General features: G+C 61.4%; 12 protein-coding genes and 1 tRNA gene. 8 read left to right on the top strand and 5 right to left on the bottom strand.

Annotated elements, in window-relative coordinates:
- Positions 1–232 precede the first annotated feature (232 nt).
- The 3 genes from AC3WQM_RS22040 to AC3WQM_RS22030 are packed head-to-tail and all read left to right on the top strand — an operon-like array spanning position 233 to position 6265.
- Complete coding sequence (locus tag AC3WQM_RS22040; protein WP_492681684.1) at positions 233–2983, top strand: class I SAM-dependent DNA methyltransferase; 2751 nt, start codon at positions 233–235, stop codon at positions 2981–2983.
- Positions 2980–5085: a DEAD/DEAH box helicase gene (locus AC3WQM_RS22035; protein WP_492681682.1), complete on the top strand. Its 2106-nt coding sequence runs from the start codon at positions 2980–2982 to the stop codon at positions 5083–5085. Before AC3WQM_RS22040 ends, AC3WQM_RS22035 begins: the two co-directional genes overlap by 4 nt.
- Positions 5078–6265 carry a GIY-YIG nuclease family protein gene (locus AC3WQM_RS22030; RefSeq protein ID WP_492681680.1) on the top strand — a complete coding sequence of 396 codons (1188 nt, stop codon included), beginning with the start codon at positions 5078–5080 and terminating at the stop codon, positions 6263–6265. Before AC3WQM_RS22035 ends, AC3WQM_RS22030 begins: the two co-directional genes overlap by 8 nt.
- A gap of 222 nt (positions 6266–6487) precedes the next feature.
- Here the strand turns inward: AC3WQM_RS22030 and AC3WQM_RS22025 are convergent, their stop codons facing one another.
- Both AC3WQM_RS22025 and AC3WQM_RS22020 read right to left on the bottom strand, forming a co-directional pair.
- On the bottom strand, positions 6488–7078 hold the full coding sequence (locus AC3WQM_RS22025; RefSeq protein ID WP_492681678.1) for a type II toxin-antitoxin system VapC family toxin: 591 nt from the start codon (positions 7076–7078) through the stop codon (positions 6488–6490).
- Entirely contained in the window at positions 7071–7922 is an 852-nt protein-coding gene (locus tag AC3WQM_RS22020; RefSeq protein WP_492681676.1) for a hypothetical protein, read from the bottom strand. Before AC3WQM_RS22020 ends, AC3WQM_RS22025 begins: the two co-directional genes overlap by 8 nt.
- A gap of 381 nt (positions 7923–8303) precedes the next feature.
- Between AC3WQM_RS22020 and AC3WQM_RS22015 the strand changes: the two genes are divergently transcribed.
- Positions 8304–8936, top strand: a complete 633-nt coding sequence (locus AC3WQM_RS22015) for a hypothetical protein (RefSeq protein ID WP_492681674.1) — start codon at positions 8304–8306, stop codon at positions 8934–8936.
- A 516-nt stretch (positions 8937–9452) separates the two neighbouring features.
- Positions 9453–9983 (top strand): hypothetical protein, encoded by a 531-nt coding sequence (locus AC3WQM_RS22010; RefSeq protein ID WP_492681672.1) that lies wholly within the window; start codon positions 9453–9455, stop codon positions 9981–9983.
- Positions 9984–10590: 607 nt separating this feature from the next.
- Here the strand turns inward: AC3WQM_RS22010 and AC3WQM_RS22005 are convergent.
- Positions 10591–11811 carry a tyrosine-type recombinase/integrase gene (locus AC3WQM_RS22005; RefSeq protein WP_492681670.1) on the bottom strand — a complete coding sequence of 407 codons (1221 nt, stop codon included), beginning with the start codon at positions 11809–11811 and terminating at the stop codon, positions 10591–10593.
- A 181-nt stretch (positions 11812–11992) separates the two neighbouring features.
- A tRNA-Leu gene (locus AC3WQM_RS22000) sits at positions 11993–12077 on the bottom strand.
- Between the two features lie 41 nt (positions 12078–12118).
- Here AC3WQM_RS22000 and cysM point away from each other — a divergent pair.
- From cysM to AC3WQM_RS21985, 3 genes are all read left to right on the top strand, one after another.
- The gene (gene cysM, locus AC3WQM_RS21995) at positions 12119–13021 is read left to right on the top strand and encodes a cysteine synthase CysM (protein WP_095746540.1); all 903 of its coding nucleotides are present in this window, start codon (positions 12119–12121) and stop codon (positions 13019–13021) included.
- A 65-nt stretch (positions 13022–13086) separates the two neighbouring features.
- Entirely contained in the window at positions 13087–13662 is a 576-nt protein-coding gene (locus tag AC3WQM_RS21990; protein ID WP_056572274.1) for an NUDIX domain-containing protein, read from the top strand.
- Entirely contained in the window at positions 13652–13879 is a 228-nt protein-coding gene (locus AC3WQM_RS21985; RefSeq protein WP_056572272.1) for a sulfurtransferase TusA family protein, read from the top strand. The genes AC3WQM_RS21990 and AC3WQM_RS21985 overlap by 11 nt, the downstream gene beginning before the upstream one ends.
- 64 nt (positions 13880–13943) lie before the next feature.
- Here AC3WQM_RS21985 and galU read toward each other — a convergent pair whose 3' ends face one another.
- Positions 13944–14837 (bottom strand): UTP--glucose-1-phosphate uridylyltransferase GalU, encoded by an 894-nt coding sequence (gene galU, locus AC3WQM_RS21980; protein ID WP_492681668.1) that lies wholly within the window; start codon positions 14835–14837, stop codon positions 13944–13946.
- Between the last annotated feature and the right edge of the window lie 61 nt (positions 14838–14898).

Genomic DNA, 14898 nt, shown 5'->3' with positions numbered 1-14898 from the left:
GCTACGCTGGCGAGGGCCTTCGAGGCCGCCTGGCCCAACCAGCGACCCCGGGGCTGGCCGTTTCGATACCCGGAGGGATGGGGCTCAGCGCCGATTCTCGCCATAACGGCGGCGGCCAGATCCGTCCTGCGCCTTGATCGATACTGCAGGTTGTAAGGGGGTCGTTCGATGCCCCTAATTTCCCGCTGCAACCGCGGCGCCGACAGATCGGTGTCGCCCAGAATTCGAGTGCATGAACGCTGTAGAGATCGAAGAGGCCTTGTCGACCCTGGCCCTAGAACCGTTTGATGGCGCGGAGTTTTCGTTCGCCTTCCTGACAGCCTTTGGCAACAAAGAAACGACTATCAAGCGGCTGCGCAAGGGTGACACCAACGCCTCGGACGTGCCGGGCGGTGTGCTTCAGCGAAACAACATCCACATCGCAACCTGCGCGCCGGGCGCCGTCTATGCCACGCTCCAGGCCCTGCGGGCTAGCCCGAAGACTGCCCAGGCCAAAGCCAAGTTCCTTTTGGCGACCGATGGTCAGACCCTTCAATCCGAAGACTTGGCCAGTGGTGAGGTCTTCGCGTCCGAGTTCCCGCAGTTTGCTGACCACTTTGGCTTCTTTCTTCCGCTGGCTGGCATTTCCACGATCAAGGAGATTAAGGACAACCCAGTCGATGTCCGCGCGACCGGGCGCCTGAACAAGCTCTACGTCGAACTGCTGCAAAACAACAAGATCTGGTCCACCGACGAACGCCGGGCGGACATGAACCATTTCATGGCCCGCTTAGTGTTTTGCTTCTTCGCCGAGGATACTGACATTTTCCAAGGCGCCAGCTTGTTCACCCGAACCCTGGAGCAGATGACTGAGCGCGACGGATCGAACACCCACGACGTGCTCGAAACAATCTTCCGCGCCATGAACATCCCTAGGGACGAGCGCGCCGCGGCCAAGCTGCCGCGTTGGGCAGAGCCCTTCCCCTATGTCAACGGCGGGTTGTTCTCAGGCAGCACCGATGTGCCTCGGTTCACTCGCACCGCCCGCTCCTATCTGCTGCGGGCCGGTGAGTTGAACTGGAAGGAGATCAACCCCGACATTTTCGGATCGATGATTCAGGCGGTGGCCGATGATGAAGAGCGCGGCGCCCTGGGCATGCACTACACGAGCGTGCCCAATATCCTCAAGGTGCTCAACCCCTTGTTCCTCGACGACCTGCGTGCCCAATTGGAAGCGGCCGGGGACAACAAGGTGAAGCTGTTGAATCTGCGCAGACGCATGTCGCGCATTCGCGTATTCGACCCGGCATGCGGCAGCGGTAACTTCCTCGTCATCGCCTACAAGCAGATGCGCGCGATCGAGGCGGAGGTCAACAAGCGCCGAGGCGACGCCGATCTGCGAACCGAGATCCCGCTGACCAACTTCCGCGGCATTGAATTGCGCGATTTTCCCGCGGAGATCGCTCGGTTGGCGCTCATCATTGCGGAGTTTCAGTGCGACGTGCTTTACCGCGGCCAGAAGGAAGCGTTGGCGGAAGTCCTACCTCTGGATTCGCAAAACTGGATTACCTGCGACAACGCGCTGCGCTTGGACTGGTTGGCCATCTGTCCGCCTACCGGAACTGCTGTCAAGCTGGTCGGAGATGACCTGTTTAACACGCCGATTGATCAGGCTGAAATCGCCTTCGAGAACGAAGGTGGTGAAACCTACATCTGTGGAAATCCACCTTATGTGGGCGATAAGTTTCAGACCGATGAACAAAAGGCTGATCTGAAAGCCGTTCTTGGCCCCAAGAGTAAACACAAGGCAATGGACTACGTTGCTGGGTGGTTTTGGAAGGCATCTCAGTATATTGAGAAAGGGGGCTGTTTCGCCTTCGTTTCTACGAACTCAGTTTGCCAAGGCGTCCAAGTTCCGATCATCTGGCCTCAGATCTTTGGGAGGGGGCAGGAGATTTTCTTCGCGCACAAGGATTTTTATTGGTCTAACAATGCCAGCAGCAACGCGAATGTAATTTGCATTGTGGTCGGTGTTGCCAGGAAGTGGGCGGGACCAAGATATATCTACCGTGACTCACATCGACAGGCCGTAGAGAACATCAACGCCTATCTTGTGAATGGTCCGAACATCATTATTGAGAAGCACCCGGATTCGATCTCTGGACTTCCGGCCATGGTGGCCGGGAACATCCCGCGTGACCTTGGAAACTTCATGCTGACCATCGAGGAGAGGGCTTCATTGCTGCGTTCTTATCCAGAGGCGAAAGTCCTGGTGAAAAAAATTCTCGGATCCATGGAGTTCATCAACGGGATTGAGCGTTACTGTCTTTGGATTGAAGACAGGCATGTGGCTCTGGCGCAGTCGATCCCGTTCATTAAGAAGCGGCTAGATGCCGTTGTTGCCTACCGCGAGAGCGGAAGCGAACGCGGGAAGTTGGGGGTAACTACACCCCATAGATTTGAGAGAACCTTAACGGCCAATCAGACGGCGATCATCGTCCCTCGGGTGTCCTCTGAGCGACGGCTTTATATCCCCGTCGGCGTGCTGACGAGTGACATCATCATTTCGGATGCTGCGCAGGCCATCTATGACGCCCCGCTTTACGTCGTCTCGCTGATTTGCTCAAAGCTACATTTGGTGTGGGTTTCTTTGACGGCGGGTCGCATGAAATCCGATCTGAGATATTCGTCTGGGGTCTGCTACAACAGCTTTCCTGTGCCATTGTTGACAGAGCAGAACAAGGCTGATCTCACGAGGTGCGCGGAGGACATTCTTTTGGCCCGTGAAACGCACTACCCCAAGACAGTTGCAGATCTTTATGACCCTGAGAAGATGCCGGAGAACTTGTGCCGGGCGCACGACAGAAACGACGAAGTGCTGGAGAGAATTTTCATCGGCCGGCGCTTCCGGAACGATACCGAGCGGTTGGAAAAACTGTTCGACCTCTACACCAAAACGAAGGCCGACTTGGTCAATCCTATGAAGGTGAGTAAGGCGCGATGAGCATGGACAGCAACCCGACCAACCAGAACACCGTCCCGTCGGTTTCTATCGCCACGGCGCGCACAGGAGCGTCTAGCAAGGTCAACGCGTTGGGCATGCGCCCGATGCAAGAGCGTGCCTATGCCAAGCGCGGCGAGCAATACCTGCTCATCAAGTCGCCGCCGGCGTCGGGCAAGTCGCGGGCGCTGATGTTCATCGCCTTGGATAAAATTCGAAACCAGGGGTTGAAGCAGGCCATCATCGTCGTGCCCGAGCGCTCCATCGGCGGCAGCTTCGTCGACGAAAAGCTCATCGAGCACGGCTTCTGGGCCGACTGGACCGTGCGCCCCCAATGGAACCTGTGCAACGCGCCTGGTGACGACAACGGCAAAGTGGCGCCGTCCAAGGTGAAGGCCGTGGGCGCATTCCTGGCCAGCGACGACACGGTGCTGGTGTGCACGCACGCCACCTTCCGGTTCGCCGTGGACGAGTTTGGTATCGAGGCCTTCGACAGCCGGCTGATCGCCATCGACGAGTTCCACCACGTCAGCAGCAATCCAGACAACAAGCTGGGCAGCCAGTTGGGCCAGTTCATCGCCCGGAACCAGGGCCATGTCGTGGCCATGACTGGCTCTTACTTCCGCGGCGACGCTGTAGCGGTGTTGGTGCCAGAGGATGAAGCGCGGTTCGAGACGGTGTCCTACACCTACTACGAACAGCTCAATGGCTACACCTACTTGAAGTGGTTGGACATCGGCTACTTCTTCTACACGGGCCGGTATCTGGACGCCATCATGAAGGTGCTGGACCCATCTCAAAAAACCATTGTTCACATCCCGAACGTCAACGCCCGCGAAAGCTTGAAAGACAAGCACAAGGAAGTTGACGAGATTTTGGAAGCCTTGGGTGAGTGGAAAGGCCGAGATGAGACCACCGGTTTTCACCTGATCGAACTTAAGGACGGGCGGACCATCAAGGTGGCCGACTTGGTCGACGACAGCGACGCGTCCCGCCGCTCCAAGGTGCTGTCCGCATTGAAGGACCCCGCGCAGAAGAACAGTCGGGGAAACGTCGACATCATCATTGCCTTAGGGATGGCCAAAGAAGGGTTCGACTGGATCTGGTGCGAGCACGCCCTGACCATCGGCTACCGCAGTAGCCTAACCGAGATCGTGCAGATCATCGGTCGGGCCACCCGTGACGCGCCAGGCAAAGAGCGCTCGCGCTTCACCAACCTCATCGCCGAGCCGGCCGCTGACGAGGCGGTGGTGGTGGACGCGGTGAACGACACCTTGAAGGCGATTGCCGCCAGCCTGCTGATGGAGCAGGTGTTAGCGCCACGTTTTGAGTTCACGCCGAAGAATCAAGGCCCGAGGGATGGGTTCGACTACGGCGAAGGCGGCTACCAGGAGGATAGGTCCAACGTGGGCGTGAACGCCAAGACCGGCGAGGTCCACGTGGAGATCAACGGACTAGTCGTGCCCAAGTCCGCTGAAGCGGCGCGTATCTGCCGCGAGGACTTGAACGAGGTCATCACCGGGTTCATCCAGGACAAGACCGCCCTGGAGCGCGGTCTGTTCGACAAGGACAACACACTACCCGAAGAATTGACCCAGGTGCAGTTGGGCAAGATCGTGCGCGATCGTTATCCGAACTTAAGCGACGAAGATCAGGAGGCGGTGCGCCAGCACGCTATCGCCGTGCTCAACGTCACCCAGCAGGCCAAGCAGAAGTTGGCCGAAGCGGACGTCAAGGGTGAGCATGGCAACACCTCGCTCATCGACGGCGTGCGCAAGTTCGTCAATGTTCGGGATCTCGACATCGACCTCATCGACCGGATCAACCCATTCGACGCCGCCTACGCCGTGTTGGCTAAGGCGATGGACGAGAAGGTGCTTCGCCAGGTCCAAGCCAGTATCGCAGCCAAGCGCGTGGCCATTCCCCTCGACGAGGCCCGCGATTTGGCCAAGCGGGCGCTGCTGTTCAAGAACGAGCGGGGCCGGGCGCCAGACATCAATTCGGCCGACGCCTGGGAGCGCAAGATGGCGGAGGGCGTGGCCGCACTGGCGCGTCACTTGGCTCAACAGAAGGCCGCAGAGGCGCGGAGGGGCACGAATGGCTGACATGGAAGACGAAGACCTGCTGGCCGCATTGGGCGTCGAGGTCACGCCCCTCAAGACGGGCAGCCACACGCCCCAGGAAGAACGCCTCATCGCCGGATTTGAAGACATCCTGCGCTTCGTCGAGACCAATGGCCGGGCCCCGGGGCACGGCGAAGACCGAGAAATTTTCGAACGCCTCTACGCGGTGCGGCTGGACCGCCTGCGCATCCTCGCGTCCGTGCATCCGCTGCTTGCGCCCCTGGACACGCATCGCTTGCTGGCCGCGGCGCCGAGCCGGGCCACGCCCGAGGCGACAGAAGGGCTGGACGACGAAGCCCTGTTGGCCGAGCTGGGCCTAGCCAGCGCCGCTGGCGGCGATGACATCACCCAATTGCGCCACGTCCGTTCCTTCGAAGAGCGCAAGGCCGCCGACGACATCGCCAACCGCACAAAGTGCGAAGACTTTGAGCGCTTCCAGCCGTTGTTCGAGCGGGTGGAGAACGACCTCAAATCAGGGGGACGAAGGACGCTGCGATTCGGACGCGACGCCAGCGTGGCAGAGGGCAATTTTTTCATCCTGGGCGGGCAGATGGTTTACGTCGCCGAGATGGGGGAGGCGTTCCGCACGCCCAACGGCGAGCCCGACGCTCGCCTGCGCGTGATCTTTTCCAATGGGACCGAAAGCAACCTGTTGCAGCGCTCCCTCCAGCGGGCGCTCTATAAGGACGATACGGGCCGCCGCATCACCGATGCGGACGCTGGGCCCTTATTCGGCGACACAATGGAGCCGGACGACATCGTCCATGGCACCATCTACGTCCTTCGCAGTCTGTCCGACCACCCGTTCGTGGCCGAGCACCGTGAGTTAATCCACAAGATTGGCATCACCGGCGGCAAGGTCGAGACTCGCATCGCCAACGCCGCCACAGATGCGACCTACCTGCTGGCCAAGGTTGAGATCGTGGCCACCTATGTGCTGTCGAACCTCAACCGCACCCGCTTGGAGAACCTGTTTCACCGCATCTTCCAGGAGGCGCGGCTGGACCTGACGATCGAGGACCGGTTCGGCAACCCGGTCCAGCCGCGTGAGTGGTTCTTGGTCCCGCTCCATGTCATCGATGAGGCGGTGCGGCGTATTCAGGATGGGTCGATTACCGACTACGTCTATGCTCCGTCGCAGGCGGCGCTGGTGCGCTGCTAACCCGGAGGGGGATGGTCGGTCGCGCAGCTCCGCATTGCGCGTGATGAAAATTTTACGCCCGCCTGAGGCCTGATCAGCGACCATGGTTAGTGAAGGCGCGCAAGTGACTTTCTCAGGCCTCAATGCGAGACCGACAGCCAAACCGTAACTTGAATTACGAATCCCACGCCACGCCACGCCACGCCACGCCGCGCCGCGCCGCGCCGCGCCGCGCTCGGCAGCTTACGCGCCTGCATTCGGATTGGCCGCACCCTCTTGAAAAGATGCGGTCGCGGCCGTGATGAGCGTTGCCCCATTCACGACCTCCTTGCCGCTGGCGATCGCGGCCGCACTAAACAAGTCCAACGGCGGTTGAGGCGGCTCACAGATAGCCAACGCCTTTCCGCTCTTCGTCTTGACCAAGCCGTTCAGGCAGAGCAGATTGACTTGGTCAAACGTATGCAATTCATCGACGTCGTGCCACACCGCACTTGCCAGATGGATGGCGTCTTGTGGCTTCTTGAGCGGTGTGTGCTGTCTGAGCAGCCGACGGGCTTGAATCCCGATTCGGTGATCGATCTGGACCTCAAACACGAAGTCCTGCGCGATGAAGTCTTCGAACTCGATGTCTTTCGCTTCGGGCAGGCCTGTGGCGTCGCCTCCACACTGCTTTCGGAACACTTCGGCAAGGGTGAGGCTGGACGTCCAAATCTCGATCTCGCCGGCCCTGGCCAGGTTTAGAACGTGCTCACACTGGGGGTACCGCGCCGGCTCCTGCTTGATAAGTGCAAACCAGATACAAGCGTCCCAATAGACCTTCTTTTTTTCAGTCAAGCTTCCCCTCCCTGAAGCGCTCGAGATACTCCGTCACGCTCAGATCGCCGGTAAACGTCGGATCGCGCAGGCTCTCATTCGAGACCCGTGCCGGCTGGACGACATGAAGTGTGTTCGCGAATACTCTGGCCAAGTCGCCGCTGCGGTCGTAGACCAGTGAACCTTCGACAAGCACGCGGCGACCAGCCCACACGTCCTCGAAAGTTGTTTCGCGAGCGACCTCTTGCTGGTGCGCTTCGGTAACCGTGCACCAGACCTCAGCGCGGGTCTTGCGCTCACGAAGCTTGATCGCGGGCTGGTTGTAGAACGTGCCGACCTCAATCAATTCGCCCTCGATCGATCCGAGCTGCTGCTTCGATCTCGGGGCGGCCTCGATCGCGGCAGCTTCAATAGCTTGGGTGACAACCGGGAGGTCCGCCGGCGTGACTTCCACAAAGCCTTCGAGGGCATCGACCTCTGTGTCAACCTCGATACGCATAGCTTTCGGTACGGCCGGGCTGAAGGCGCGGCTCATCCGCTTCACTTCACGTGGCCCGCGCCAGGCGTCGGGCACGCGGCCACGCTTCAGCTCCGCAACGTTCCTGGCGAAGCGCGTCTTCTGTGTTCTGGCCAACTGGTCGATGCTGAAGTTGGGGGCTGGACGTACAGCGATGGCCTCGGCCACGATCGTCAGCGGGCTATTCATCGAAACGCTGACGAGCTTCCAGGCGATCGCGGCATCCGTTTCCTCGCCACTGTGGCCCAAAAGGTCGAACAGATCCAAGACGTGACCGAACACGTCTTGAACCTTTGAGCTTTGCTCGATTGGACCGGGATCAACTCTGATCACCACACGCTCGGCCAAGTCGTCTCCTCTGTAAGCTGTCGTAACACCGCTCAGCGGACTCTCCCACATAGGACAGCTTGTTGCAAGCCGAACTGTAGTCACCCTCTGGCCTTGAGGTGTGGGCCCGGGCTAGGCGTTAGGCAGCGACATGCTCGGATCAGCCGCCGGCAGCGGCACTGACTAGCCTGCACGGCAGGCTAATGTGCTAGTGACTTCAACAGCAATTGTCCCGGCTAGGTGACCGCGGTAGTGACCGTAGGTGCTCAAGCCGAGTAGATCCTTGCCGCCTGTGCTTCGAGAGTGCCGTGCTTGATTGAATGATTCAAAAAAACTTCATTTTTTGAATCATTTTTGAATCGATCGATGTGGGATGAAGTCCTTCAATATCAAAGGATCGCTATGCCTGCTCTTGATGAGCTTATTCGCCAAGCCAACGAACGCACGAGAGAAGAGACCGTCGTTGTTACGGTCCGAATCCCTCTGAACGCCCATGGCGAGATCGAGGAGCTGTCGGAGAAGCTCCAAACGTCGAAACAGGTGACTCTGCTAGGCCTTATTCAGGAGGGTCTCGAACAGGCTCGCATCAAGCTGGATCGCCCCGTCGAGGAGCCTGCACCCAGCGAGAAAGCCGGCAAGTTCTATCTCCTGAACACGAATAGGGCTCATGGCAACCGCGATCACGACTGGATGCTCGCAGGCGGCCGCGCCGCCGCCTTCTACAAGCCCTGGACCGAGAACATCGATCGAATCCGCAAGGGCGATGTTGTGTTCCTGTATTCGAATCGCGTCGGTATCGTCGGCTATGGGTACGGCACGGGGAAGGTCGAGACTTTGGACCACGGGGGGCAGCGGGATGCCTGCCACTATCAGGTGCTCGACAAGTTCAAACGGCTGGAGAAACCGATCTCCGCGGCGGAGCTCAAGAAGATCATCGAAGCGGACCTGGTCTTTTTCCAGACGATGGCACCGTTGCCCCGGTCCGAGAAGTTGATCGAGGCGGCGGACAAGAGTAGCGCGCTGAGTACCCGGTAAGCTATACCTAGTCGCTGTTGGTGTGCAAGGCCGCCACGGCAGCTCGCGCTTTAGCCGAGCCAGCGCCCGTGTCGTCGCACGCGGCAGCAGCAACTCCGCTCTAATGCGGTTTTGATCGGCGCAGTGGGCCGTACTTGCCGGCGCCGTTTTCTCGTGTATTTGCGCGAGGAGGCGCTGATGAAGATGCGAGCCGGATACGTCGGTCGCGACGAACAACCGGACCAGCGGCTCTGGAAAAACCTTGGCTATGGCGGCAAAACCGACAGCCACGAAACATGGCGGTATTGGCCGCAAGCCGGCACCGGGCCTTGGACCATCGCAGCGCCACTGGGAGCTCCTGAGTACTCACAAGATGGGCTACGCCTCTTCTACATGGGTGAGTTGGTATACGAGGCTAAGGAGGGCGGAAAGCCACTGGGAAGTCATGTGGAAAGCCCGCGTGCACTTTTATGGCGTCCTCGCTCGCAAGCTAGCGCGTGAGGTGCCAATGAGCGCGAAGTCCAAATAAGGATCGTCATGGACAACTTTGACGTCATCTTGACGGAGGCGACCGCCGCAGTAGATCTGAACTACTTTACGCTTGACATTGCAGGTGGCGAAGCTGTGTTTCGTGAGCGCGTCTACTGCTACGAGCTCTACCACCAGATGCGGTGCCGGTGGCCGACGAAGGACGAATGCAGGTTCCTGCTTTCCGGCGAGGTGGACAAGTCGGGGCACATGGTGATGCAACAACTCGGTGCCGACGGGACTAAACCCGACCTGCTCGTACACCGGCCGGGCTGCATGGAGGACAACTTCGCGATCATTGAGGTAAAGCACTCGACCGCGCTTGAAGGTATGCGCAAGGATTTGAAGACCCTTGACCTATTCGTGCGCAAGGCCGAGTACAAGCGTGCGATCTACCTGATCTATGGAGGGCTTGCTACCGAGAAGGCCGCGACGAAGATTGCTGCCGAGGCGAAAGAGCTGGGAATAACAACCGCAATAGAAGTCTGGTTTCAACGCGAATGCGGCAAGCCGGCGACCCTGTTCTCAACGCTGGCGTGAGCCTTGAGAGCACGAGATGTGACGGCACTGCACACGGCGCATTTTCGATGCGCCGCTGCGACAAGTTGGACATCGCAGCCCAACTCAGATCGCGAATGTGCTGCACAAAGCCCGTTGCCGTCTCAATGCCCCCGGCAGCACCTCTTGGGAGAAGGAGGCGCTGCGGCTTCCCGGACTGGTGTTCCATGAGCATCCGATGCCAGACTGCTGGAAGAAGTCGAACGACCGTGCATAGCCGCCTGGCTCGAAGTGCAAGCCCACGCGCCGACGGGACGCTCCTCCTGCTCGGCCGTGATGTAGGCTGCTGCGATGCGACTCCCTTTGATAGGTCTATCCCTGCTGTGCGCATCTGCTGCGACGCTTGGCGACACGCGCGAGGACGTTATGCGCTCCAGGTACTTGCGTGCCCAGTTCTGCATCGAGCGCGCCGTGGGCCAGCGCTGGCACGATCGCTACGGCGTCCAGGTCGCGATCAACCGCTGGGGTGCGAGCGAACTGACGCTGCGAGGTCTAGCGGCGGCGCCCGTGGAACTGCGGCGCGCTGATCAGCGATGCCGCGCCGAGAACGACTTGGCGGATGAGTCTCGACTTGCGGGCTGGCATCAGCCTACGCTGCCTTGAACTGCAGAATCTCGGCGCCCGCGACAAGCTTGTCGAGGTAGTCGGCCCAACGCTGCATCATTTCGCGGCGCGCCGGCAAGTGGGCGGTGCGGTTGTATGCCCGGCCATTCGGATCCTTCACGGTGTGCGCCAACTGGTGCTCGATCAGGTCGGGCCGCTCGCCCAGCACCTCGTCCATGATCGTGCGCGCCATCGCTCGAAAGCCGTGGGCGGTCATCACGTCAGACCCATACCCCATGCCGCGCAACGCGGCGTTGATGGTGTTCTCACTCATGCAGCGTTCGCCTGTGCGGATGCTGGGGAACACGTAGCGGCCATGTGCGGTGAGCGGCTGGATGGCCTTGAAGACATCGATGGCCTGGCGCGACAGCGGCACCAGGTGCTCCACCTTCATCTTCATCTTGGAGCCCGGGATGCGCCACTCCGCGGCCTCGAGGTCGATCTCCGCCCATTCAGCCGCGCGCAGCTCGCCGGGGCGCAGAAACACCAGGGGCGAGAGCTTTAGCGCGGCAGAGGTCGCCGGGTGGCCGGTGTAGCCTCGGATCGCCCGCATGAGCTGGCCGGCTTCCTTGGGCTCAGTGATCGCTGCATAGTGGGCCTTCTCAACCGAAGCCAGCGCACCTCGCAGATCGGCCGTCACATCGCGTTCAGCAAGTCCCGTCGCCACAGCGAAGCGCAGCACCTGAGAACAGACCTGGACGACGCGGTGGGCGCTCTCGTGGATACCGCGCGCCTCCATGCGCCGGGCTACCTTGTCCAGCACATCCTTCGCCTTGAGGTCTGCCACGGGGTCGCGGCCGATGAAGGGGAAAACGTCCTTGGTGAGCCAAGTTTCGATCTTCTCGTGGGTGCTGAGGCCGCGCTTGCTCGCGGTTTTTGCCAGCCAGTCCCGGGCGACCACTTCGAAGGTGTTTCTAGCGGCGGCAATCTTGGCCGCCTTTTCCTCGCGCTTGGCCACGCTCGGGTTGATGCCGTCGGCGAGCTGTTCACGCGCCTTCTCGCGCCGCTGGCGAGCCTTGGCCAGGGAGACCTCGGGGTAGACGCCGAGTGCCAGGGTTTGGGGCTTGCCGTCGATCCGGAAATCCAGTCGCCAGTACTTGCCCGACGCTTTCACTCGGAGATACATCCCGCCGCCGTCGGCATACCGCTCGCCGACCGCCGAGCCCTTGTGTTTCACCTGCTTCACGAACGTGTCTGTCAGCGCCATTCCGGCCCCCTCGATGTGTCGGTACCTCGATTCCGGCATTTTTGTCGGTACCTACAGAAGTACCGACAAAGTGCCGACATGGGATGCTATGGGCTGAGACGGGTTGAGGCAAAGAAAAACCCGCTTCGCCTATGAAGTGAGCGGGTTTTGATGTTGGGTGAGACGGTGTGATGTTGTCTCGTGGTGCCCGGGGCCGGAATCGAACCGGCACACCTTTCGGTGGGGGATTTTGAGTCCCCTGCGTCTACCAATTTCACCACCCGGGCACATCCGGAAGGAAGCCCAAAATTATGGCACAGTGGCTGGCATGAATTATCCGACGATCGAAGACGCCATCGGCAAGACCCCCCTGGTTGCCCTGCAACGCATCCATGCCGCGGAAAACGCCAAGCGCGGCAACGTGATCCTGGGCAAGCTCGAAGGCAACAACCCGGCGGGCTCGGTCAAGGACCGGCCGGCGCTGTCGATGATCAAGCGGGCCGAGGAGCGCGGTGAAATCAAGCCCGGCGACACGCTGATCGAGGCCACCTCGGGCAACACCGGCATCGCACTGGCGATGGCCGCGGCCATCAAGGGCTACCGCATGGTGCTGATCATGCCGGAGGACCTCTCGGTGGAACGCGCCCAGACCATGAAGGCCTTCGGCGCCGAGCTGGTGCTCACGCCCAAGAGCGGCGGCATGGAATACGCGCGCGACCTGGCCGAGCAGATGGTCGCCCAGGGCAAGGGCCGCGTGCTCGACCAGTTCGCCAACCCCGACAACCCGCGCATCCACTACGAGACCACCGGCCCCGAGATCTGGACCGACACGCACGGCAAGATCACGCACTTCGTGAGCGCCATGGGCACCACGGGCACCATCACCGGCGTCTCGCGCTACCTGAAGGAAAAGAACCCGGCGGTGCGCATCGTCGGTGCGCAGCCGGCCGAAGGCTCGCGCATTCCGGGCATCCGCAAGTGGCCGGTCGAGTACCTGCCGAAGATCTACGACCCGAGCCGCGTCGACGAAGAAATCAGCGTGAGCCAGGACGATGCCGAGGAAATGTGCCGGCGCCTGGCGCGCGAAGAGGGCATCTTCGGCGGCATCTCGGCGGCCGGCGCGCTGTGGGCGGCCATCGAGGTGTCGAAGAAGGTCGAGAACGCCACCATCGTGTTCGTGGTCTGCGACCGCGGCGACCGCTACCTGTCGACGGGCGTCTTCCCCGCCTGATCCCTTCACACTGCGGCGGCGCCCACCGGGCGCCGCACGCCCGAGAAAAAGAACAGAGACTCCCCATGCCCCACCCCAAGTTCTGCCAGGCCTGCGCCACCCCGCTCGAATGGATCGCGTTGATGGAAGACGGCGGTCCCAAGGAGCGCCTGCGCTGCCCCAACTGCGGCCACACGCACTGGAACAACCCCACGCCCGTGCTGGCGGCCATCGTCGAGTACCGCGGCCAGGTGCTGCTGGCGCGCAATGCGGCCTGGCCGGGCAAGATGTTCGCGCTCATCACCGGCTTCATGGAGGCCGGCGAGACGCCCGAGGAGGGCATCGCGCGCGAGGTCAAGGAAGAGACCAACCTGGACGTCAGCGCCGCCAAGCTCGTCGGCGCCTACGACTTCCAGCGCATGAACCAGATCATCATCGCGTACCACGTGGTGGCCGACGGCGAGGTGAAGCTCTCGCCCGAGCTGGTGGACTACCGCCTCTACGACCTGCCCGACCTGCGGTGCTGGCCCGCCGGCACCGGCTATGCGCTGGCCGACTGGCTGCGCACGCGCGGCCACGAGCCGGTGTTCTTCACCGCGGCGGAAAACGAAGAGCGTCGCCGCGGCCTGAACCTGCCGCCGGAGCCTGGCAATGCAAGTTGACCGCGAAATCGACACACGCGGCCTCAACTGCCCGCTGCCGATCCTGAAGGCGAAGAAATCGCTCAACGACATGGCGAGCGGCCAGCTGCTGAAGGTGGTCTCGACCGACCCGGGCTCGGTGCGCGACTTCCAGGCCTTTGCGCGCCAGACCGGCAACGAACTGGTGGCGCAGGAGACCGTGGGCAGCGACTTCATCCACGTGCTGAAGCGACGCTGACGCCAGCGTCCGACAAAAGGAAAGGGGCCTCACGGCCCCTTTTCGTTGGTGCTTCCGAGCGCCCTCAGAGCTTCAGGCTCTTGAGGTACTCGCGGAACTGCGCGCCCACTTCGGGGTGCGCCAGCGCCAGCTCCACCGACGCCTGCAGGAAGCCTTCCTTGCTGCCGCAGTCGTAGCGGATGCCCTTGTACGAGTAGGCGTAGACCGATTCCTTCTTCATCAGCGCGGCGATGCCGTCGGTCAGCTGGATCTCGCCGCCCGCGCCCTTGGGCTGGTTGCGGATCTCGTCGAACACGCCGGGCGTGAGGATGTAGCGGCCGGCCACACCCAGGCGCGAGGGCGCGTCTTCGGGCTTGGGCTTCTCGACCATGCGGTTGACCTTCACGAGGCTGTCTTCCACGGTCTCGCCGGCCACGATGCCGTAGCGCTTGACGTGTTCCAGCGGCACTTCCTGCACGGCCAGCACCGAGGCACCCAGGCGTGCGAAGACTTCGGTCATCTGCGCCAGCACCGGCTGGCCATCGACGGGGCCGACCATCAGGTCGTCGGCCAGCAGCACGGCGAAGGGCTCGTTGCCCACCAGGTGCTCGGCGCACAGCACGGCGTGGCCCAGGCCCAGCATGCGCGGCTGGCGCACGTAGGAGCAGGTCATGTCGTCGGGCGACACCGAACGGGCGATTTCGAGCAGCGCATGCTTGCCGCTGGCTTCGAGCTGGCTTTCGAGCTCGTAGGCGGTGTCGTAGTGGTCCTCGATCGCGCGCTTGTTGCGCCCGGTCACAAAAATCATGTCGCGGATGCCCGCGGCATAGGCTTCTTCGACGGCGTACTGGATCAGCGGCTTGTCGACGACCGGCAGCATTTCCTTCGGCTGGGCCTTGGTGGCCGGCAGAAAGCGGGTGCCGAAGCCTGCAACAGGGAATACGGCCTTGCGGATGCGCGTCGGGGAAGAAGTGGACATGGGCAGTTCAGTGTCGTTTCAAAGAGGAAAGAAGAGGGTTGGGAGAGGATGCAGCGCAAAG

It is taken from the genome of Variovorax sp. FW301-JW7 (assembly GCF_058788795.1).
Note: the sequence above shows the minus strand (reverse complement) of the source record. Positions and strands in the feature narration are given on the sequence as shown.